This is a genomic window from Mycobacterium sp. (assembly GCF_965229265.1).
In the GTDB taxonomy this organism is placed as follows: Bacteria; Actinomycetota; Actinomycetes; order Mycobacteriales; family Mycobacteriaceae; genus Mycobacterium.
In genome coordinates, this window is sequence record NZ_CBDDIY010000011.1 from 960,892 (window position 1) to 981,138 (window position 20,247).

The 20,247-nt window shown below is 69.4% G+C and carries 20 protein-coding genes; 15 read left to right on the forward strand and 5 right to left on the reverse strand.

All coding sequences use genetic code 11. The annotated features are described in order from the left end of the window. Both ADBZ9K_RS17020 and ADBZ9K_RS17025 read left to right on the forward strand, forming a co-directional pair. The gene (locus ADBZ9K_RS17020; protein ID WP_526622398.1) at window positions 1-213 is read left to right on the forward strand and encodes a heavy-metal-associated domain-containing protein; all 213 of its coding nucleotides are present in this window, start codon (window positions 1-3) and stop codon (window positions 211-213) included. A gap of 46 nt (window positions 214-259) precedes the next feature. Then, window positions 260-400 carry a hypothetical protein gene (locus ADBZ9K_RS17025; protein ID WP_526622400.1) on the forward strand — a complete coding sequence of 47 codons (141 nt, stop codon included), beginning with the start codon at window positions 260-262 and terminating at the stop codon, window positions 398-400. A 4-nt stretch (window positions 401-404) separates the two neighbouring features. Here ADBZ9K_RS17025 and ADBZ9K_RS17030 read toward each other — a convergent pair whose 3' ends face one another. Then, window positions 405-2,339 carry a cytochrome c oxidase assembly protein gene (locus tag ADBZ9K_RS17030; protein ID WP_526622402.1) on the reverse strand — a complete coding sequence of 645 codons (1,935 nt, stop codon included), beginning with the start codon at window positions 2,337-2,339 and terminating at the stop codon, window positions 405-407. Window positions 2,340-2,483: 144 nt separating this feature from the next. Here ADBZ9K_RS17030 and ADBZ9K_RS17035 point away from each other — a divergent pair, with 144 nt between their 5' ends. Further along, complete coding sequence (locus ADBZ9K_RS17035) at window positions 2,484-3,164, forward strand: DUF5134 domain-containing protein (RefSeq protein WP_526622404.1); 681 nt, start codon at window positions 2,484-2,486, stop codon at window positions 3,162-3,164. Window positions 3,165-3,284: 120 nt separating this feature from the next. On the opposite strand, the gene ADBZ9K_RS17040 is transcribed toward ADBZ9K_RS17035, so the two are convergent. After that, window positions 3,285-4,016: a zf-HC2 domain-containing protein gene (locus tag ADBZ9K_RS17040; protein ID WP_526622406.1), complete on the reverse strand. Its 732-nt coding sequence runs from the start codon at window positions 4,014-4,016 to the stop codon at window positions 3,285-3,287. 79 nt (window positions 4,017-4,095) lie between these two features. Here ADBZ9K_RS17040 and ADBZ9K_RS17045 point away from each other — a divergent pair, with 79 nt between their 5' ends. Both ADBZ9K_RS17045 and ADBZ9K_RS17050 read left to right on the forward strand, forming a co-directional pair. Then, window positions 4,096-4,428 (forward strand): ArsR/SmtB family transcription factor, encoded by a 333-nt coding sequence (locus ADBZ9K_RS17045; RefSeq protein ID WP_526622408.1) that lies wholly within the window; start codon window positions 4,096-4,098, stop codon window positions 4,426-4,428. A 129-nt stretch (window positions 4,429-4,557) separates the two neighbouring features. Then, window positions 4,558-5,244 (forward strand): energy-coupling factor ABC transporter permease, encoded by a 687-nt coding sequence (locus ADBZ9K_RS17050; RefSeq protein ID WP_526622738.1) that lies wholly within the window; start codon window positions 4,558-4,560, stop codon window positions 5,242-5,244. Window positions 5,245-5,255: 11 nt separating this feature from the next. Here ADBZ9K_RS17050 and ADBZ9K_RS17055 read toward each other — a convergent pair whose 3' ends face one another. Continuing rightward, the gene (locus ADBZ9K_RS17055; protein ID WP_526617886.1) at window positions 5,256-6,500 is read right to left on the reverse strand and encodes an IS110 family RNA-guided transposase; all 1,245 of its coding nucleotides are present in this window, start codon (window positions 6,498-6,500) and stop codon (window positions 5,256-5,258) included. Window positions 6,501-6,799: 299 nt separating this feature from the next. On the opposite strand from ADBZ9K_RS17055, the gene ADBZ9K_RS17060 reads away from it, so the two are divergent. Genes ADBZ9K_RS17060 through ADBZ9K_RS17070 form a run of 3 tightly spaced genes read left to right on the forward strand, consistent with a single transcriptional unit; the run spans window position 6,800 to window position 8,683 of the window. Further along, entirely contained in the window at window positions 6,800-7,165 is a 366-nt protein-coding gene (locus ADBZ9K_RS17060) for a PDGLE domain-containing protein (RefSeq protein ID WP_526622409.1), read from the forward strand. 4 nt (window positions 7,166-7,169) lie between these two features. Beyond that, a complete protein-coding gene (cbiQ, locus tag ADBZ9K_RS17065) occupies window positions 7,170-7,946 on the forward strand; it encodes a cobalt ECF transporter T component CbiQ (protein ID WP_526622411.1) in 777 nt (258 codons plus the stop codon). After that, on the forward strand, window positions 7,943-8,683 hold the full coding sequence (locus tag ADBZ9K_RS17070; RefSeq protein ID WP_526622740.1) for an energy-coupling factor ABC transporter ATP-binding protein: 741 nt from the start codon (window positions 7,943-7,945) through the stop codon (window positions 8,681-8,683). The genes cbiQ and ADBZ9K_RS17070 overlap by 4 nt, the downstream gene beginning before the upstream one ends. A gap of 71 nt (window positions 8,684-8,754) precedes the next feature. On the opposite strand, the gene mtr is transcribed toward ADBZ9K_RS17070, so the two are convergent. Together mtr and ADBZ9K_RS17080 are read right to left on the reverse strand one after the other, a co-directional pair. After that, window positions 8,755-10,167, reverse strand: coding sequence for a mycothione reductase (gene mtr, locus ADBZ9K_RS17075; protein ID WP_526622742.1), 1,413 nt, complete (start codon window positions 10,165-10,167; stop codon window positions 8,755-8,757). Window positions 10,168-10,186: 19 nt separating this feature from the next. Then, entirely contained in the window at window positions 10,187-11,152 is a 966-nt protein-coding gene (locus tag ADBZ9K_RS17080) for an alpha/beta hydrolase (protein WP_526622744.1), read from the reverse strand. A 182-nt stretch (window positions 11,153-11,334) separates the two neighbouring features. Here ADBZ9K_RS17080 and mqo point away from each other — a divergent pair, with 182 nt between their 5' ends. The 7 genes from mqo to ADBZ9K_RS17115 are packed head-to-tail and all read left to right on the forward strand — an operon-like array spanning window position 11,335 to window position 20,178. Beyond that, window positions 11,335-12,903: a malate dehydrogenase (quinone) gene (gene mqo / locus ADBZ9K_RS17085; protein ID WP_526622745.1), complete on the forward strand. Its 1,569-nt coding sequence runs from the start codon at window positions 11,335-11,337 to the stop codon at window positions 12,901-12,903. Beyond that, on the forward strand, window positions 12,900-13,463 hold the full coding sequence (locus ADBZ9K_RS17090; protein WP_526622413.1) for a GNAT family N-acetyltransferase: 564 nt from the start codon (window positions 12,900-12,902) through the stop codon (window positions 13,461-13,463). Before mqo ends, ADBZ9K_RS17090 begins: the two co-directional genes overlap by 4 nt. Next, window positions 13,460-15,343 carry a VWA domain-containing protein gene (locus ADBZ9K_RS17095; RefSeq protein WP_526622414.1) on the forward strand — a complete coding sequence of 628 codons (1,884 nt, stop codon included), beginning with the start codon at window positions 13,460-13,462 and terminating at the stop codon, window positions 15,341-15,343. The genes ADBZ9K_RS17090 and ADBZ9K_RS17095 overlap by 4 nt, the downstream gene beginning before the upstream one ends. Window positions 15,344-15,362: 19 nt before the next feature. Then, window positions 15,363-15,977: a cob(I)yrinic acid a,c-diamide adenosyltransferase gene (gene cobO / locus ADBZ9K_RS17100; protein ID WP_526622416.1), complete on the forward strand. Its 615-nt coding sequence runs from the start codon at window positions 15,363-15,365 to the stop codon at window positions 15,975-15,977. Next, on the forward strand, window positions 15,971-17,350 hold the full coding sequence (locus ADBZ9K_RS17105) for a cobyrinic acid a,c-diamide synthase CobB (RefSeq protein WP_526622417.1): 1,380 nt from the start codon (window positions 15,971-15,973) through the stop codon (window positions 17,348-17,350). The genes cobO and ADBZ9K_RS17105 overlap by 7 nt, the downstream gene beginning before the upstream one ends. Then, the gene (cobA, locus tag ADBZ9K_RS17110; protein WP_526622418.1) at window positions 17,347-18,567 is read left to right on the forward strand and encodes a uroporphyrinogen-III C-methyltransferase; all 1,221 of its coding nucleotides are present in this window, start codon (window positions 17,347-17,349) and stop codon (window positions 18,565-18,567) included. Before ADBZ9K_RS17105 ends, cobA begins: the two co-directional genes overlap by 4 nt. 33 nt (window positions 18,568-18,600) lie before the next feature. Then, window positions 18,601-20,178: an MFS transporter gene (locus tag ADBZ9K_RS17115; protein WP_526622420.1), complete on the forward strand. Its 1,578-nt coding sequence runs from the start codon at window positions 18,601-18,603 to the stop codon at window positions 20,176-20,178. Window positions 20,179-20,247: the final 69 nt, after the last annotated feature.

Sequence of the window (20,247 nt, forward strand, 5' to 3'; positions counted from 1 at the left end):
ATGTCACAGCAGACCTTCAAGGTCGACGGCCTGCACTGCCAGAGTTGTGTGCGGATCGTGAGCGCCGCCCTCGGCGCGTTGCCGGATGTCAGTGCCGTCGAGGTCGACCTCGGTGAGCCGTCGACCGTGCGGGTGCAGGCGGGCGCCGACCTCACCGTCGAACAGGTGCAGGCCGCACTCGACGAAGAGGGCGAATACTCCGTCGTGGGGTGACCGCGGCTGCCACCATGTAGATCTGTCGAGAATTAAGGAGACGACAATGTCGCGATCGTCCGGAGAGCGCTATCAGTGTGGTGAGTGCGGAGCCACCATCGTCTACGAGAAGGCCTGCCCCTGCTGCAAATCGACGACCGACCACACCGAGACCTGCTGCGGCAAGCAGATGTCGAAGGTGTCCTAGCGACTCAGCCCCGGGTTTCGGACAGCTTGCGCAGCATCGCGTTGTAGGCGTCCAGATCGTCGTCGTACTTGGCATCCGCGTGCCGGTCACTGCGGACCGCGGTGCGGCGGTCCTGGCGCGACCACTGCACCACCAGCGCCACCACGACCACGATCACGGGTAACTCACTGGACCCCCAGGCGATGGCGCCGCCGAGATGCTGGTCGTCGATCAGGCTTGACAGCCACGGCAGGTCGAGGCTGCGGTAGAACGTGCCGCCGAGCACCGAGGTCATCGTCATGGTGGCGATACCGAAGAACGCGTGGAACGGCATGACTGCGAACAACATTCCCAGCCGGCCGATGAAGGGCAGCCGTCGCGGGCCCGGGTCGATGCCGATGATGCCCCAGAAGAACAGGTAGCCGGTGATCATGAAGTGCAGGCTCATGAATTCGTGACCCCAGTGGTAGCGCACCAGGGTGTCGAACAGCGGGGTGAAGTACACCGCATACAGCGAGCCGACGAAGAGCACGAATGCCGTCGCGGGGTGGGAAAGGAACCGTGACACCGGCGAATGCACCATCCACATCAGCCACTCGCGCGGACCGGGGGGATGTCCGGCACCCGCGGCGGGCAGGGTCCGCAGTGCCAGGGTGATCGGCGCGCCCAGCACGAGGAACACCGGGATGAACATGTTGAGGGCCATGTGCTCGGACATGTGCACGCTGAACATCGCCGAGCCGTAGGCCCGCACCCCGGACCCGGTGGTGAACAACAGGGCGGCGCACCCGAGCAACCAGGCCACCGACCGCCCGGGCGGCCAGTTGTCGCCGCGCCGGCGCAGCCGGAGCACGCCGATCAGATACGCGGCCGCCAGCACCACGGCCAGGATCCCGAGCAGGACGTCGAAGCGCCAGACGGTGAGCAGCCGGACGGCGTTGGGGCCCTGCGGTAGTTGATAGCCGAGGAAGACATCCCAGGCGGTGAACTGGTGGGCCAGCAGGCGCGGCGCGGTCTGGATCGCCATCGCCGAGATGGCCGCGACCGCGAGGACGGCGACCAATGCGCCCGCCGTGCCCCCGGCGCGGGCGGTGCGTAACCGGGCGACATCGACCAGCACGGTCACCACCAGCGCGACCGCCGCGAGCACGCCCAGCCGTCCGTAGTCCGAGCCGGTCAGCCCGCCGGAGCCGGTGAGCAGGTACAGCAGCACCGCGCCGTACACCAGGGCCACCGCACCGGCCGCCACCTCGGTCAGCACCACCCTGCGGCACAGCGCCGCGGCGGGCGGGGCAACGGCGGCGCTCACCTTCACTCCGGTCAGGATGGCCAGTGCGGCCGTGAAAACGATGACGGCGCTGGTCGCGTAGTCGTGGTCTGGGCCCTGGCCGGCATTGCCGGACACGGGCAGGGCGATGAGGCCGATGAAGGTGGGGATCAGCAGCACGACGTGCCACACCCACCGCACGGTCAGCCGCAGGACGACGGTGACCACGGCGGCGAAGATGGCCGCAGCGATCCACGCCCGGGCCATCTCCGAAGCGCCCAGCGCACTGCCGATCGCTCCGCTGCTGACCAGCCGCGCGACCGGCATCCCGGCGGCATTGGCCGCCTGGATCGGTACCATCGCCAGCGCGGTGACCAGCCAGACCGGTGCCAGGCGTTCGGCGAGCAGGTGCACCCGGAACGAGGCCGGGTCCAGTACGCCCCGCTCGTCGGGGTCGGCGGTGATGGTGACGAACACCAGGGCGCCCAGGCAGATCGCCGCGGCCAGGGTGGCGACGAAGTACCCGACCACCTCGGCGATGCTCGTGGGGTTGCCGGGGAAGGAATCTCCGGTGGCGCTGAAACGGCGGTCTCCGGAAGCCAGCGCGTACCCGATCAGGGCCGCGACCATCACGACGATGCCACCGACGATCCAGCGGCCCGCCGGCCGGGCGCCTGTCTGGGTCGACCCCATCGTCGTCGTGGCCTTTCACCCGCGGAAAACTCAGCCGCCAGTCTACGACCCGTCGTCGTAGCCAAGTCGCCACGGTGGGAACTTTCTGGTGCGATGAATCGACCAATGCTGACGGGGCAGGGGACGACGCAGGAGGTTTGACCGGTGATCCAGGATCTCGCGCTGCGATGGGTGGTCACCATCCTGTTCGTGCTCAGCGCCGCCGAGTGCCTGTATTCACTGGCGGCCGGGAACCGGCGGCCGGTCAGCGTGGTTGGTCATGTCTTGCACGCCGTGATGGCGGTGGCGATGGCGGTGATGGCCTGGCCGTGGGGTGCGGCGCTGCCGACCGTCGCCCCGATGGTGTTCTTCCTGCTGGCGACCCTCTGGTTCGTGGCGGTCACCGTCAGCCCGGTGGGAGCCGGCCACCGAGTCGCCGGCACCTACCACGCGCTGATGATGCTGGCGATGGCGTGGATGTACGCGGTGATGAACGGGCACCTGCTGCCCGGCCAGTCGGGCTCCGGGGATGCCTCGGGCAGCGCCTCGACCGGTAGCGGCGGCGGCCACGCCGGGCATGCGGGGATGAACATGCCGGGGATGGACATGTCCGGCATGGACATGCCCGCCGCCGACGCCTCCGGGGCTGCGGGAAATCCGGCCTACATCGACACGCTCGACTGGGTGTGCACCATCGGCTTCGCCGTCGCCGCGGTGTTCTGGCTGTACCGCTACCTGGCCGTGCGGATGGATCGGTCCCCGGTACGCGGCGGCCATCCGCTCGGCATCCTGTGCCAGGCCATGATGGCCGCCGGTATGGCCATCATGTTCGGCGTCATGCTGTAGCGGACGGCGTGCACCGAGATCGTCGCCGAGATCGACGTTGTGGCGCTCTCGTCTCGGATTTCTTGTGCGAAACGTTGGTTTCGGCGGCGCTGGGTCGCTCCGCGACTGGCCCTGGGCCTCTCAGGCGGCCGAACCGTCGGTGGGGTAGAGGTGGCCACGGCGACGTCCGCGGGCGGCGTTGTCGGGCAGCACCAGATCCTCGGTCGCCGGGACGGCATCGGATCGGGGTTCGGGCCCGGGGGCCCGGGTGTCGCGCCACACCAGTACGGCCAGCACAGTCCCGGCCAGCACCGGCAGGTGGCTCAGGATGCGGCCGGCCGACACCGCGCCCGACACCGCGTCGCTGACGACGTAGCCGCTGAGGATCGCCGTGAACACCGAAAGCACCCCGGCCAGACCGGCGGCCGCGGTGGGGCGTACCGCGGCGGCGACCATGACCGCGCCGAGTGCCGCCGACCATGCGGTGGACTCGTTGAGCAGGTGCCCGCTCATCGTCATGTGGTGCGCGCCCGCCGACGTCCCGATTGGCGCGCCGAGGGCCTGGGCGACCGCCAGCGCCAGCTGGAGCACTCCCACGGCGCCCAACGTCGCGCGCCGCCACGACGCTGCCGCAGCCGGCAGCCGGCGACGCGCCGGAGGAGGGGTCGGCCGGGCCGGGGGTGCCGCCACTGCGGCCACCTGGGACCGGCCGGCCAGGCGGCGCAGCTGCTGGGTTTGCTCCACAGCACGCGCGTACCACGACCGGCAGTCGGCACAGGTGGCCAGATGCTCATCGACCCGGGCGGCGGGAACGGGTTCGCGTTCCCCGTCAATCCGGGCCGACAACGCCTCACGGGCGACATCGCAGTCCACGTTGCAATAGTCGCGTATCCGGGCCGGTTTGTTCCAGCGTCCCTGGCAGCGGCGCGATGGTGGACTAGATTCCTTAGGCATGGATGAGCCGGGTGCGCAGGGCAAGGTCGCGCTGGCCTCGTCCGCGCTGGCCGACGTGGACATCAACGGCTGGACGCAGCGCTTCGACCTGCTCTCCGATCCGCACCGGCTGGAGATCCTGCTCGGCCTGCACCGGGCGCCGGGTATCTGTGTCGGCGACCTGGCCGAGGCGGTGGGCAGATCAGAAAACGCCGTCTCGCAAGCTCTTCGGGTGCTCCGCCAGCAGGGTTGGGTCACCTCGACCCGGGTCGGCCGGCAGGTCTCCTATCGGCTCGAGGATCACACCGTGCACGACCTGCTGCATTGGATCGGTGCCGCCCACGCCGAATGATGCGCAGCGATTCAATCGATGATCTGAACATGTAGACAGATATCGACGGCGCGCACTAGGCTCCTGCTCGAGGGCCCGGGACACCGACCTCATCGCGAGGAGGCACGCTTGAGCGTCACATTCACCGCCATGCATATGAGCGACGGCCTGGTCAATGCACCGACATCGGTGGTCTTCGGCGTGCTGGCCATCGCCGTAGTGGCGTTCTGTGGCTGGCGGGCGAGGAGCGAGCTGGACGAACGCACCGTCCCCCTGGCCGGACTGGTCGCGGCGTTCATCTTCGCGGTCCAGATGATCAACTTCCCGATCCTGCCGGGCGTCAGCGGGCACCTCCTCGGCGGCGCCCTGGCCGCCATTCTGGTCGGCCCCTACACCGGCGTGTTGTGCATTACCATCGTCCTGGTCGTCCAGTCGCTGCTGTTCGCCGACGGCGGCGTGACCGCGCTCGGGATGAACATCACCAACATGGCCCTGATCGGGGTCGCCGCGGGCTACTCGACCGCGCTGCTGCTCTACACCCTGGTGCGCCGGCGCCGCCCCGAGCCCTCGGTGCCCGCCCTGGGTGTTGTGGCCTTCATCTCCGCGCTAGTCGGAACCGTCTGCGCGTCAATGGGTTTCGTCATCGAATACGCGATCGGGGGCGCAGCCCCGACATCGCTGAGCACCGTGGCGGCCTACATGCTGGGCACGCACGTGCTGATCGGCATCGGGGAAGGGGTGATCACCGCGATGACGGTGATGGCGGTCGCCCGGTCCCGGCCCGATCTCGTCTACCTGCTGCGCCGCAGCCGCGAGCGGGCGGCGGTGCCGGCATGAGTTGCCCTGTGTCAAGCCGCCCGGTGTTGTTCTTGGTTGAGCAGTATTTGGAGGGCGCGATGTTTGGCGGGGTCGTAGGCGATTTCGTCTTGCCAGCAGTGCCAGATGATGTAGAGCCAGGCGCGAGCGAGGATGCGGACGGCGTGGGGGTGGTCGTGTCCTCGGGCGATAGCGCGGGTGTAGACGTCGGCGGCCCAGGGGTTGGCGCGTCTGCTGTCGCCGGCGAAGTCGGTGACAGCGTCCCGGAGTTGTTTGTCTGCAGCCCAACGGAATCCGACGTGTTTGACTTTGCCGGACTGGCGGGTGGAGGGCGCGACACCGGCCAGGCAGGCCAACGATTCGGGGGTGGGGAAGCGGGCGCGGCAGTCCCCGATCTCGCTGAGCAGTCTGGCGGCACGCACGGTGCCCGAGCGGGGCAGGGACGTGAAGATGTGCGCGTCGGCGTGGGCGGCGAGTTGGTCGGCGATGCTGTCGTCGAGGACGGCGATCTGGGCGTTGAGCGCGGTCAGGGTCGCGACGAACGCACCGGTGATCGCGGCGCCGGTGACCTCGTTGGTGGCGCGGGGAGCAGCGGTCAATCGGCGGTGCAGCTCGCGGGGATCAGTGCGGCCGCTGTAGCCGACGCCGGCCAGCCAGGCGCTCAGGCGGGTGACCGAGAGCCAGTCGGCCCGTTGCTGGCAGTCGAAGCGGGCCAGGAACGCCAGGCTGATCGGGCTGTCGATCGCGGCGAACAGGCCCACGGCACCGGGAAACACGATCTTCAGATGTGCGCGCAGCTGGTTGGCCACCGCGACCCGGTGGGCGACAAGGTCTTTGCGGGCACGACAGGTCTGGCGCAGGGAGACGGTGGCCGGGGTGTCGGGCAGCAGCGGGGCCAGCCGTGCTCGGTCGGTGCGCAGAGTGTCGGCCAGCACGAACGCGTCGAAGCGGTCGTCCTTGTTGCCGGCCGAACCGTAGCGGCCGCGCAGGTTCTTGACCTGGTTGGGGCTGATCACCACGACCGTGACACCGGCGTCGAGCAGGGTGTCCACGACCGGCCCGTCCGGGCGTTCGATCGCAACCTCCCGCACGCCGGCGCGCTCGAGCACGGCGAGCAGCTCGCGCAGTCCGGCCGCGTTGTGAGTGATCGTCTTGCGGGTGACTTCGCGGCCCTTGGCGTCGACGATCGACAGAGCGTGATCGTCACGCGCCCAGTCGATGCCGCAGGTGATGCCGTTGACGGGTTCCGTCGGCAGGGTGTTTCGGGCAGACTTCATGACAGCCTCCTCGCTGCTAAGCCCAGTGGGGAGGCACCCTCGTGTGGTACCGGGGCACGACTGCTCGTTCGCTCACTGTGCGGCGCTCGGAGGCGCTTAGCCCTGTCGACGGTCGGCGTGCCCCGGGTAACCGCTGGCCCCCGCAGAACTCATGCTGGACGTCAGATGCGTCGAGCAAGCAGGGCGATGAACCAGCAGCCACCTCGGGTGCATCGGCAATCCATCCAAGATCACCGACACACCGGATGGTGCACCAGAAAACCCTCGACGAAGACTACCGACACGAGGATGGTGCACCAGTGAGCACGCAGCCGCAAGCCACGACGTCGCGGCACTGGCGGTTTTGGGCGGGCTTCGGCGTCGCGATCCTGCTGATCGCCGGCGTGGTGTCCTACTTCGCCAGCAAGAGTCCCGACGGGCTGGACTCGGCGACCCTGCAGGGCTGCCAGGTCGTGGAGACCGCCCACGGTGAGCAGCTCACCGGTAGCTGTATTGCCCAGCATGCGACCGAGCACCCCATGTCGGTGTCGCCGCTGGCCGACTACACCGTGTTCGGGCACCCCGCCACCGGCGGGCTGGCCGGTGTGATCGGCGCGGTCGTGGTGCTGGCGCTGGCCGGTGGTGCGTTCTGGTTGATCGCGCGCACCCGCCGCACGAAGGGCTGAGCGATTGGGCGCGGGGCATTCCCACCCGCTGTACCGGGACGGGGACTCGGTGGTGCACACCGCGCCCGCCGAGGTCAAGGTCGTCGGCCTGGTGACGTTCGTGCTCGCCGTGGTCGCTACCCCGCGCGAGATGATCTGGCCGTTCGCCCTCTACGCGCTGATCGTGCTCGTGGTGTGGCGGGTGGCGCGGATTCCGCTGCGGTGGATCCTGCCGCGGATGCTCATCGAGGCGCCGTTCATCGTGCTGGCCGTGCTGCTGCCGTTCGCCGAGGGCGGCGAGCGAGTCGCGGTGGCCGGCCTGCACCTGTCGGTGGCGGGGCTGTGGGCCGCCTGGGGCATCGTCATCAAGGGCACCCTGGGGGTGGCGGCCTCGCTCACCGTGGCGGCCACGACCTCGGCGCGGGAGCTGCCGCTGGCGTTGAGCAGGCTCGGGATGCCCGCCCTGGTGACCTCTATGCTCGTGCTGATGATCCGCTACATCGACCTGCTCTCGGCGGAGGTCACGCGGATGCGGATGGCCCGGGTCTCCCGCGGCGACTCCCCGCGGGCCCTTCACCAGGCCGGTGCGATCGCGAAAGGCGTTGGCGCGCTGTTCCTGCGGTCCTACGAGCGCGGCGAGCGGGTCTACCTGGCCATGACGTCGAGGGGCTTCGACGGCCGGGTACCCGAGCTGGCGGTCGTCGGCGCCGGGCCGCGCGCCTCGGGACGGCAATGGGCGTTCGCGCTGATGCCCGCGCTGGCCGCCGCGGCGGTGGCGAGCTGCGCGTGGGCGGTCCGGTGAATCCGCCCGCGATCCGCGTCGAGAACCTGCATTACCGCTATCCCGACGGGCACGCCGCCCTCGACGGTGTGGACCTGACCATCGCCCCCGGTGAGCGGGTCGCCATCCTCGGGCCCAACGGGGCCGGCAAGACCACGCTGATGCTGCACCTCAACGGTGTGCTGACCGCAACGGCAGGCTCGGTGTCCATCAGCGGAATTCCGTTGACCCGCAAGACTCTTCGTGACATCCGGCGTCGGGTCGGGCTGGTGTTCCAGGATCCCGACGACCAGCTGTTCATGCCGACGGTAGCCCAGGACGTGGCGTTCGGTCCGGCCAACTTCGGGGTCACCGGGCAGGATCTGGTCACCAGGGTGGCCGCAGCGCTGGAGATCGTGTCGATGACCGAGCACGCCGATCGCAGCCCTGCCCACCTGTCCGGCGGACAGCGTAGGCGCGCCGCGCTGGCCACCGTGTTGGCCTGCGAGCCGGAGATTCTGGTGCTCGACGAGCCGTCGGCGAACCTGGATCCGGTGGCGCGGCGCGAATTGGCGCAGACGCTGGCGACGCTGCCGGCGACCATGGTGATCGTCACCCACGATCTGCCCTACGCCGCGCAGCTGTGCGACCGCGCGATCGTGCTGGACGGCGGGGTGGTGGTGGCCGATGACGCGGTTACCGCGGTGCTCTCCGACGCCGAGTTGCTGGCTGCCCACCGGCTGGAGCTGCCGTGGGGTTTCGTCGTCCCCACGCCGTAACGCAGCAGTCAGTGTGCGGTTTCATCCGCGACACGCCGCGGGTGGCGTATCGATTCGCACGCTCGCCGGGCCTAGTGCCGGCGCGACGGCGGCCAGGGCGGCTCGCCGCACAGCGCCAGCAGCGCGTTCTCGATGACCTCGGGCAGGGCCGGATGGATCCAGTACTGACCGCGGGCCATGTCCTGGCCGGCGAGCCCGAAGCTCATCGCCTGGATGAGCGGTTGGATCAGCGACGAGGCCTGATGACCCATGATGTGGGCGCCCAGGATCACCCCGGTACCGCGCTCGACGATGATCTTGGCGAATCCCGTGTGGTCCTCCATCGCCCAGCCGTAGGCGACATCGGAGTAGTCCTGCACCTTGACGTTGATGTCGTAACCGGCTGCGCGGGCTTCGTTTTCGGTCAGCCCGACCGAGGCGATCTGCGGATCGGTGAACACCGCCGAGGGCACGAAGCGGTGATCCGAGGGCATCAGAGCCGCGGTGTCGTCCCAGTCCTGCAGCAGGTTGTGCCGCACCACCCGGGCTTCGTGGTTGGCGACGTGCTTGAGCTGGTAGGGCGAGGACACATCGCCCAGGGCGAAGACGCCCCGCGCCGTGGTCCGCTGGTATTCGTCGACGACGACCAGGCCGTTCTCGTCGAGCTGCACCCCGGCCAGGTCCAGGTCCATCAGATCCCCGTTGGGAGTCCGGCCGGTGGCGACCAGCACGGTGTCGGCGGCCAGCTCCGAGCCGTCGTCGAGTTCGATGACCACCTGTGAGCCGTCCCGGTGCGCGCCAATCATGTTGCGGTGGCTGTGGATTTCCCACTTCTTGGCGGCCAGGTCGGTGAACCGTTCGCAGAGCGTGTCGTCGCAGTGCGACAGCATGGCGGCTCCGCGGATGACGATGGTGACGCGGCTGCCCAGCGCGGAGAACACGTGCGCGAACTCGGCGGCGACGAACCCGCCGCCGATGATCACCAGGTGCTCGGGCAGTTCGGGGATGCGCATGATCGTGTCGCTGGTATGGACGGCGACCCCGCAGCCGGCGATCGCCTCGGGGACCATCGCCCGCGCGCCGGCGGCGATCACCACCTGCTCGGCGGTGAACTCGTCGCCGCCGTCGGTGCGTAGCCGGTAGCCGGACTCGGTGCGACCGGCGAAGCGGGTGTGGCTGTCATAGACGGTGACGTTGGGCAACGAACGCCGGTAGTGCTCCCCGCCGATCGCCAGCGGGTCGATGCGGCCGAACACCCGCGAGACGATGTCGCTCCAGCGCACCCCGTCGACGTGGGCGTCGACCCCGTACCGGGCTGCCTCCCTGATGGTCTGGGCCACCTCGGCGGCATAGACGAACATCTTGGTCGGAATGCAGCCGACATTGAGGCAGGTCCCACCGAACACCCCCTGCTCGCAGATCGCGACCTTCTTGTCGGCGTACCGCTCGTCGAGAATGCTGTTGCCCGAACCGGTTCCGATGATCGCGATGTCGAAGTGCTCCAACGAAGTCCCCTTATCGATGCTATCCATGGCCGGTCGACGCCGACGGCGCCGCCTCGACATGCTCGAGATAGAAATCCAGCCAGCCGGCCAGTTCGCGATAGGCCGCCACCCGCGGTTCCGGCAGCGACAGGAACACGTCGTGTTTGGCGTCGCGGACCGGCACGACGGCCGTCCGGTTGCCGATGCACCCGGCCCAGCGCGCGATCTGGCTGACGTCGAGGACGGCGTCGCCGCGCTGCATGGTCGACGCGTCATCGGTCTCGGTGACGCTGTGGTCGGAGCGCAGGATCAGGTTGGGCACCCCGACGTCGAGCCCGCGGTGCAGGGTGGCGTGACCGCGCCGAATCGCCCTGATCCAGCCCACCGTCACCGGGAAACCGCCCACCGGCTTCCACTGCAGGTTGTATTCGAACTCGCCGTGGTAGTCGCGGTGCAGGGTCAACCCGTACCCACCCTTGCCGGTGCCCCGCACCACTGTGGTCTTGCGCACCCGCGACATGGCGCCGATCGCCGTTGACGTCAGCCGGGTACGCAGGATCGCCGGGCCGTGCAGATCCAGCCACGGGCTGTTGAGTACCAGCCCGGCGATCGACAACCCCGCGGTCGCACCGCGGCGGCGCACCCGGTCCAGCCACAGCGACACGATCAGCCCGCCCGCAGAATGTCCGTACACCAGCACGGCGGAGCCGGGGTTCTCCGCGGCGATGATCGCCACCGCGCGCTCCAGCTCGCGGTCATAGCGGGCTAGGTCGGTGGTGAAGTGGGGGGTCTGGCCCTTGCGCCAGGACCGCCCACACTTGTGTTGGTCCAGGGCATAGAACCGGAACCCAGCCGCGATGAACTGGTCGGCCAGCTCGGTATTGAAGAAGTAGTCGGTGAACCCGTGCACGGCGAGCACCACGTGCCGGGCCGGCGTGCCGTCGGCGCGGCGCACCAAGGTGGCGAACAGCTCACCCTCGCCGTCGGGGTCCGGTCCCAACGCCATGGTGGCCTGTTGGTAGCCGGTAAGGACATCGTCAGCCCATTCGGCCTGCGCTGCCGTCACATGCTCACCATAGCGGTGGTGTGGTACTGGCTACTCGCGCGAATAGTTCAGTGTCCGGCGGGATAACCTGACACGTGGTAGGAGCCGTCACGAGTAAAGGACGACCGGTGTCAGATAACACAGTGCCCGATCACGGCAAGACCGACGTGGTGCTGGTCGGCGCGGGAATCATGAGCGCCACGTTGGGCGCCCTGCTGCGACTGGTCGAGCCCAGCTGGTCGATCACCCTGGTCGAGCGCCTCGACGCAGCCGCAGCCGAGAGTTCGGATCCGTGGAACAACGCCGGTACCGGGCACTCGGCGCTCTGTGAACTCAACTACACCCCGCAGAATCCCGACGGCAGCATCGAGATCGCCAAGGCCGTCACCGTCAACGAGCAGTTCCAGGTCACCCGTCAGTTCTGGGCGTATGCCCACGAGAACGGCATCCTGCCCGACGTCCGCAGCTTCCTGAACCCCATTCCGCACGTCAGCTTCGTGCACGGCGCCGAACACATCGACTATCTGCGCCGCCGCCGCGACACGCTGGTACGCAACCCGCTGTTCGCCACCATGGAGTACATCGACGGGGCCGACGAGTTCGCCCGCCGGCTGCCGCTGATGGCCAAGGGCCGCGATTTCGCCGAACCGGTCGCGCTGAACTGGACGCAGGACGGCACCGACGTCGACTTCGGCTCGCTGACCCGTCAGCTCCTCGGCTTCGGCACCGAGCGGGGAATGACCACGCTGTTCGGCCATGACGTGCACGACCTACACAAGGAATCCGACGGCAGCTGGACGGTCAAGGTCGCCAACCGGCGCACCGGGCAGAAGCGCAAGCTGTCGGCCAAGTTCGTGTTCGTCGGCGCCGGTGGCGGGGCCCTACCCCTGCTGCAGAAGGCCGGCATCGCCGAGGCCAAGGGGTACGGCGGATTCCCGGTCAGCGGCCAGTGGCTGCGCACCGGCAACGCCGCGCTGGCCGCCGCCCACCAGGCCAAGGTCTACGGCATGCCCCCGCTGGGTGCACCGCCGATGTCGGTGCCGCACTTGGACACTCGTGTGATCAACGGACGGTCCTGGCTGCTGTTCGGGCCGTTCGCCGGCTGGTCGCCGAAGTTCCTCAAGGAGGGCAAGATCACCGATCTGCCGCTGTCGGTCAAGCCGAACAACCTCGCCTCGATGATCGGCGTCGGGCTCACCGAGATGAGCCTGTTGAAGTACCTCATCGGTCAGCTGGCGCTCAGCGAGGCCGACCGGGTGGACACGCTGCGCGAGTTCGCCCCCAGCGCCGTCGATTCCGACTGGGAACTCGACATCGCCGGCCAGCGGGTACAGGTGATCCGCCGCGACAAGAAGAAGCTCGGCGTGCTCGAGTTCGGCACCACGGTGCTGGCGGCGGCCGACGGCTCGATGGCCGGCCTGCTCGGCGCATCCCCGGGTGCCTCCACCGCGGTGCCGGCCATGATCGAGGTCCTGCACCGCTGCTTCGGCGACCGCTACCCGAGCTGGGAGCCCAAGCTCAAGGAGATGGTGCCGTCCCTGGGAGTCAAGCTCTCGGAGAACCCTGCCCTGTTCGACGAGGTTTGGACGCACGGCACCAAGGTACTCGGGCTGGGGTGTGTAGACTCGAGCACCGATGCCGGCAGTGCCGCCCGCTCCGCCGGTGCGGATGCCACACCGTCGGGTGACCCGGAACCCGCGGGAGTGGTGTGACGGTCGCCCTGCGCCGCTCCTGGGCCAAGGATCTCGACGCCGCGACTCTCTACGAGCTGCTGAAGTTGCGGGTCGAGGTGTTCGTCGTCGAACAGGCCTGCCCGTATCCCGAACTCGACGGTCGTGACCTGCTGGCCGAGACCCGCCATTTCTGGCTGGAACAGCCCGACGGCACCGTGGTCGCCACCCTGCGGTTGATGGAGGAGCACGCCGGCGGGGAGAAGACCTTCCGGATCGGACGGGTGTGCACCCAGCGCGCCGCACGCGGGCACGGCCACACCACCCGGCTGCTGCAGGCCGCGATCGCCGAAGTCGGTGACTACCTCTGCCGGATCGACGCCCAGACCTACCTCGCGGACATGTATGGCCGGCACGGCTTCGTCGCCGCCGGGCCCGAATTCGTTGAAGACGGGATCCCGCATGTGCCGATGGTGCGGCGCACCACCGGAGCCGCCTGGCCGGCGACATCGGATACCGGAGCCGCCTGGCCGGCGACATCGGATACCGGAGCCGCCTGGCCGGCGACATCCGATACCGCCACCGAGACCGAACAGTCGTGAGCACACCCGCCTTCCCCTTCAGCGCGATCGTCGGCCATGACCAGCTCCGCCTGGCGCTGGTGCTGTGCGCGGTGCGGCCCGAGATCGGCGGTGTGCTGATCCGCGGCGAGAAGGGCACGGCGAAGTCGACGGCGGTGCGGGCGCTGGCGGCCGTTCTGGCCCAGGTGGACGAGGGCTCGCGGCTGGTGGAGCTGCCGATCGGCGCGACCGAGGACCGGGTCGTCGGCTCGCTGGATCTGCAGAAGGTTCTGCGCGACGGCGAGCATGCCTTCTCGCCGGGTTTGCTGGCTCGCGCCCACGGCGGCGTGCTCTACGTCGATGAGGTCAACCTGCTGCACGACCACCTCGTCGATCTCATGCTCGACGCCGCCGCGATGGGCCGGGTGCACATTGAGCGCGACGGAGTGTCGCACTCCCACGACTCCCGGTTCGTGCTGATCGGCACGATGAATCCCGAAGAGGGCGAGCTGCGTCCGCAGCTGCTGGACCGGTTCGGGCTGACCGTGGACGTGCATGCCTCCCGCGACGTGCCGGTGCGCAGCGAGGTGATCCGTCAGCGGCTGTCCTACGAGGCGGACCCGGCCGGGTTCGCCGCCCGCTACGCCGGTCAGGACAGTGAGCTGGCCGCCCGGATCAGCGCCGCCCGCGCGCGGGTGGCCGATGTCGTGTTGCCCGACGCCGAGCTGACCCGTATCGCGGCGCTGTGTGCGGCCTTCGACGTCGACGGGATGCGGGCCGACATTGTGGTGGCGCGCACCGCGATGGCGCACGCGGCCTGGCGTGGATCCGGGGCGAGCGAAGCGACGGGGAATATATCCGGGGCGAGCGAAGCGACGGGGATCATTACCGTCGTCGAGGAGGATATCCGGGTGGCCGCCGAACTGGCACTGCCGCACCGGCGCCGGCGTGATCCCTTCGACGACCCGGGCATCGACCCCGCCCAGCTGGACGAGGCGCTGGCCGCCAGCGCCCCCGCAGCCGACGGCGGTGGCGATCCCGAACCGGACCCCGACCCGCCCGGCGGTGGACAGTCCGCCGATGGACCGGCCGAACAGTCTGCGCCGCACAGCAACTCGTCCTCGACGCCGCGCCCCGCTGCGCCGCCGGCGGCGACGTTCCGGACTAGGACGTTGACCGTGCCCGGCGTGGGGGAGGGCAACCCCGGGCGGCGCTCGCGGGCGCGCAACCGTTCCGGAGCCGTCATCACCGCGACCGACGTACCCGAGCAGGGGCATGGACTGCACCTGTTCGCCACCGTGCTCGCGGCCGCCGGAAACGGGCGGCTGCGCCCCGATTCCGACGACCTCCGCCGGGCGGTGCGGGTGGGCCGGGAAGGCAACCTGGTGATCTTCGTCGTCGACGCCTCGGGGTCGATGGCCGCACGCGACCGGATGGCTGCCGTATCCGGCGCTGCGTTGTCGCTGCTGCGCGACGCCTACCAGCGGCGCGACAAGGTTGCCGTCATCACCTTCCGGCAGGACAGCGCCCGGGTGCTGCTGCCACCGACCTCATCGGCGCACATTGCATCGCGGCGGCTGACCCGCTTCGACACCGGCGGTACCACGCCGCTGGCGCAGGGCTTGCTTGCTGCCCGCGACGTCGTGGTCCGTGAGCGGGTGCGTGACCGTCACCGCCGACCGCTGATCGTCGTGCTCACCGACGGCCGCGCCACCGGTGGCCCGGATCCGTTGGGGCGCACTCGGTCCGCCGCGCGACGGCTGGTCGCCGAGAATGCGGCCGCGGTGGTGGTGGACTGCGAGACGTCCTACGTGCGCCTCGGGCTGGCCGGTGACCTGGCCCAACATCTGGACGCCCCGCTGCTTGCGCTCGAGCAGCTGCGCGCGGACTATCTGGCGCAGGCCGTGCGCCGCGCCGCCTGACCCGGAAAGGGGACCGCCCATGCCGCAGGGCCAGCCGGTTGTCGTGCCCGACGACGGCCTGACCACCCGAGCCCGCCGCAACACCCCGGTGCTGGCCGTCCATACCGGCGCCGGCAAGGGCAAGTCCACCGCCGCCTTTGGAATGGCGTTGCGGGCGTGGAATGCCGGGATGAACGTGGCGGTGTTCCAGTTCGTCAAGAGTGCCAAGTGGAAGGTGGGCGAGGAGTCGGCGTTCGCGGCATTGGGCCGCCTGCACGCCGAGCAGGGCCTCGGCGGCGCGGTGGAGTGGCACAAGATGGGGTCCGGTTGGTCGTGGAGCCGAAAGCCCGGATCCGAACTCGACCATGCCGCGGCCGCTGCCGAGGGGTGGGCCGAAATTGCTTCGCGGATAAGCGAACAACGCCACGACTTCTATGTGCTCGACGAGTTCACCTACCCGCTGAAGTGGGGGTGGGTCGATACCGACGAGGTGGTGGATACCCTGCTGGCCCGCCCGGGCAGCCAGCATGTCGTGGTCACCGGCCGAGAGGCTCCACAGCGACTGCTCGACGCCGCCGACCTGGTGACCGAGATGACGAAACTGCGGCACCCGATGGACGCCGGGCGCAAGGGTCAGCGCGGCATCGAATGGTAACCAGCATCCCCGCCCTGGTTATCGCGGCCCCGGCCTCGGGCAGCGGGAAGACCACCGTCGCAACGGGTTTGATCGGCGCCCTGCGGGCGGCCGGGCACCGGGTGGCGCCGTTCAAGGTCGGTCCGGACTTCATCGACCCCGGCTATCACGCCCTGGCGGCGGGCCGCCCGGGCCGCAACCTCGATGCGGTCCTGGTTCCCGAGGACCTCATCGGCCCGCTGTATCGGCACGGCAGCCGCGACGCCGACATCGCGGTGGTCGAGGGGGTGATGGGCCTCTTCGACGGGCGCATCGACGAGCACGCCGTGACCCCGGCACGGGGCTCGAGCGCCCGGGTGGCCGAGCTGTTGAACGCGCCGGTGCTGCTGGTCGTCGACGCGCGCGGCCAGAGTCAGAGCATCGGTGCTGTGCTGCATGGCTTTTCGACATTTCATGCCGGCGTGCACATCGCCGGGGTGATCCTCAACCGGGTCGGATCGGAGCGCCACGAGCAGGTTCTGCGCCAGGCCTGCGAGGGCGTCGGCATTCCGGTGCTAGGGGCGATACCGCGCCACGACGAGCTGTCGGTGCCGTCGCGGCATCTGGGTCTGGTGACCGCCGTCGAGCACGGTGACCGGGCGCACTCGGCGGTGGCGGCTATGACCGATCTGGTCGCCGGCCACGTCGACCTCGCCGCCGTCGTCCGGCTGGCCGCCTCGCGGGTGGTCGCACCGGCGTGGTCGCCCGAGGAGGCCGTCGGGGAACCGGTCGGGGGCAGCCCGGTGGTGGCGATGGCCACGGGCCGGGCATTCAGCTTCGGGTATGCCGAGCACCCCGAACTGCTGCGCGCGGCCGGTGCGCAGGTGGTGGCGTTCGATCCGCTCACCGACCGGTTGCCGGAGCATGCCGCGGCGCTGGTGCTGCCCGGGGGATTCCCCGAGGAGCACCTGGCCGACCTGTCGGCGAACACCGCATTGCGCAGCCAGATCGCCGAGCTGGCCCGGCGGGCGCCGGTACAGGCCGAATGCGGCGGCCTGGCCTACCTGATGGACGAGCTGGACGGCCACCCGATGTGTGCGGTGCTGGGCGGCTCGGCTCACTTCACCCAGCGGCTGACCCTGGGCTATCGGGAGGCGGTCGCCGTCATCGACTCCGCGCTCTACACCGCGGGACAACGGGCCGTCGGCCACGAATTTCACCGCACCACAGTCGAATTCACCGAGAACCTGGATCCGGCGTGGGCATTTCGGTCCGGCGCTGGGAGCCCGGTGCGCGACGGCGCGGTCCGGGCCGGGGTGCACGCGTCCTATCTGCACACCCATCCCGTCGCCCAGTCGGGCTCGGTCACACGGTTTGTCGCGCACGCGGCCTCATTAACTAAGCTCGGCCGGTGACCGAGAACGCCTACCTCGTCGGCCTGCGTCTGGACGGTAAGAAGGTCGTCGTGGTCGGCGGCGGCACGGTGGCCCAGCGGCGGGTGCCGCTGCTCATCTCCGCGGGAGCCGACGTGCACGTGATCGCCCGGGCGGCCTCGCCGGCCGTAGAAGCGCTGGGTTCCCAGCGGCCGGGGATCACGCTGGCGCTGCGCGACTACCGCGACGGCGACCTGGCGGGCGCCTGGTATGCCATCGCCGCCACCGACGACCCGGCCGTCAACGCCGCGATCGTCGCCGAGGCCGAACAGCGCCAGATCTTCTGCGTGCGCGCCGACTCCGCGCGGGACGGCACCGCCGTCACGCCGGCCTCGTTCGACTACGACGGCCTCGCGGTGGGCGTGCTGGCCGGTGGGGAGCACCGCCGCTCGGCGGCCATCCGCTCGGCCATCCGGGAAGCCCTTCAGCAGGGGCTCATCGCCCTGGACAGCCCCGAGGACGCCGCGGAGGCCGCGCGCGGCAGTGTCGCCCTGGTCGGCGGCGGCCCGGGTGATCCCGAGCTGATCACCGTGCGCGGCCGCCGGCTGCTGGCCCGCGCCGACGTCGTCGTCGCCGACCGGCTGGCCCCGCCGGAACTGCTCGCCGAGCTGGCGCCGCATGTCGAGGTGATCGACGCCGCCAAGGTCCCGTACGGGCGGGCGATGGCCCAGGAGGCCATCAACGACGTCCTCATCGACCGGGCCCGCCGCGGGCAGTTCGTGGTGCGCCTCAAAGGCGGGGACCCGTTCGTCTTCGCCCGCGGCTATGAGGAAGTCCTGGCCTGCGCGGAGGCTGGGATTCCGGTCACAGTCGTGCCTGGTGTGACCAGTGCCATAGCGGTGCCGGCAATGGCCGGGGTTCCGGTCACCCATCGCGCGGTGAATCACGAGTTCGTGGTGGTCAGCGGCCATTTAGCGCCTGACCATCCGGAATCGTTAGTGAATTGGAATGCGCTGGCCCAATTGTCGGGAACGATAGTTCTATTGATGGCCGTCGAACGTATCGAATTGTTCGCCGATATATTGATGAAGGGCGGCCGAGCTGCGGAAACGCCGGTCCTGGTGGTGCAGCACGGCACCACTGCGGCCGAGCGGATTATGCGGACCACGCTGCGAGAGGTGCCGGATCGAATTCGCGCCGAGGGAATTAAGCCGCCGGCGATCGTCGTGATCGGTTCGGTGGCGGCCTTCGCGACTTAAACTTCTCTTAAGATTACTGTAGGGTAGCTCGGTATGACGGCTCTCAACGATGCTGAGCGGGCGAGTAATCGCTGCGCCAACAGTTCAGAGCGGGCGGTCCCCATGCGGCTCGAACCGGCGGCTCTGGAACGGACCAGCAAGTACTACCCGACGTGGCTGCCGTCCCGGCGTTTCCTGGCCGCGGTTACCGCGATCGGCGGGATGCAGCTGCTGGCCACCATGGACAGCACGGTCGCGATCGTGGCGCTGCCCAAGATCCAGGACGAACTGAGCCTGTCGGATGCCGGCCGCAGCTGGGTCATCACCGCCTACGTTCTGACCTTCGGCGGGCTGATGCTGCTGGGTGGCCGATTGGGCGACACCATCGGGCGCAAGCGCACCTTCATCGTCGGCGTCGCGCTGTTCACCATCGCCTCGGTGCTGTGCGGTATCGCCTGGGACGAGGCCACCCTGGTGGTGGCCCGGTTACTGCAGGGCGTCGGTGCGGCGATTGCCTCGCCCACCGGCTTGGCGCTGGTGGCGACGACGTTCCCCAAGGGCCCGGCGCGCAATGCCGCGACGGCGGTGTTCGCCGCGATGACGGGCATCGGTTCGGTGATGGGCCTGGTGGTCGGCGGCGCCCTGGTGGAGGCGTCCTGGCGGCTGGCGTTCCTGGTGAACGTGCCGATCGGCCTGCTGATGATCTATCTGGCCCGCAAGACGCTGCGGGAAACCCAGCGCGAGCGGATGAAGCTTGACGCCGCCGGCGCGCTGCTGGCGACCGTGGGCTGCACCGCGGCGGTGTTCGGCTTCGCCCAGGCGCCAGAGAACGGCTGGGCGTCGCCGGTGACGCTGGCCTCCGGCGTCGCGGCCGTGCTGGCCTTCGTCGCATTCGTCTTCGTCGAGCGCCGCGCCGTCAACCCGGTGGTGCCGTTCGTCCTGTTCCGTGACCGCAACCGGCTGGCGACCTTCGCCGCGGTGTTCCTGGCCGGCGGGGTGATGTTCACCCTGACCGTGCTCATCGGCCTGTACGTGCAGGACATCATGGGCTACAGCGCCCTGCGCGCCGGTATCGGCTTCATCCCGTTCGTGATCGCCCTCGGCATCGGACTGGGGCTGTCCTCCCATCTGGTGTCGCATTTCCCGCCGCGGCTGCTTGTGATCGCCGGCGGCGTGCTGGTGCTGGGCGCGATGATCTACGGCTCCACGCTCAACGGCGGCATCCCCTATTTCCCGAACCTGGTCATCCCGATCACGGTCGGCGGCCTCGGCATCGGCATGATCGTGGTGCCGCTGACGGTGTCGGCGATCGCCGGGGTCGGCTTCGACCAGATCGGTCCGGTATCGGCGATCGCGCTGATGCTGCAGAACCTGGGCGGACCGGTCGTGCTGGCCATCATCCAGGCCGTGATCACCTCGCGCACGCTCTACCTCGGCGGCACCACCGGGCCGGTGAAGAAGATGAACCCCGCCCAACTGCACGCCCTGGACCAGGGCTACACCTACGGTCTGCTGTGGGTGGCCGCGGTGGCGGTGATCGTCGGTGCCGTCGCATTGTTCATCGGCTACACCGCACAGCAGGTGGCGCACGCGCAGGAAGTCAAGGACGCGATCGACGCCGGCGAGCTGTAGAGCTCCTCGCGATTTCGGAGCGCTCACCGTCGGTATGCGACTGTAAGCGCGCCGAAATCGCATGGGTAG

Excerpts from the sequence above, each read along its gene's own strand:
- cobO (WP_526622416.1), top strand. The coding sequence starts at position 15,363 with ATGCCGCAGGGCCAGCCGGTTGTCGTGCCCGACGACGGCCTGACCACC.
- ADBZ9K_RS17115 (WP_526622420.1), top strand. The coding sequence starts at position 18,601 with ATGACGGCTCTCAACGATGCTGAGCGGGCGAGTAATCGCTGCGCCAAC.
- ADBZ9K_RS17080 (WP_526622744.1), bottom strand. The coding sequence starts at position 11,152 with ATGGCGTTGGGACCGGACCCCGACGGCGAGGGTGAGCTGTTCGCCACC.
- ADBZ9K_RS17045 (WP_526622408.1), top strand. The coding sequence starts at position 4,096 with ATGGATGAGCCGGGTGCGCAGGGCAAGGTCGCGCTGGCCTCGTCCGCG.
- ADBZ9K_RS17030 (WP_526622402.1), bottom strand. The coding sequence starts at position 2,339 with ATGGGGTCGACCCAGACAGGCGCCCGGCCGGCGGGCCGCTGGATCGTC.
- ADBZ9K_RS17020 (WP_526622398.1), top strand. The coding sequence starts at position 1 with ATGTCACAGCAGACCTTCAAGGTCGACGGCCTGCACTGCCAGAGTTGT.
- ADBZ9K_RS17025 (WP_526622400.1), top strand. The coding sequence starts at position 260 with ATGTCGCGATCGTCCGGAGAGCGCTATCAGTGTGGTGAGTGCGGAGCC.
- ADBZ9K_RS17055 (WP_526617886.1), bottom strand. The coding sequence starts at position 6,500 with ATGAAGTCTGCCCGAAACACCCTGCCGACGGAACCCGTCAACGGCATC.
- ADBZ9K_RS17105 (WP_526622417.1), top strand. The coding sequence starts at position 15,971 with ATGGTAACCAGCATCCCCGCCCTGGTTATCGCGGCCCCGGCCTCGGGC.
- ADBZ9K_RS17050 (WP_526622738.1), top strand. The coding sequence starts at position 4,558 with ATGCATATGAGCGACGGCCTGGTCAATGCACCGACATCGGTGGTCTTC.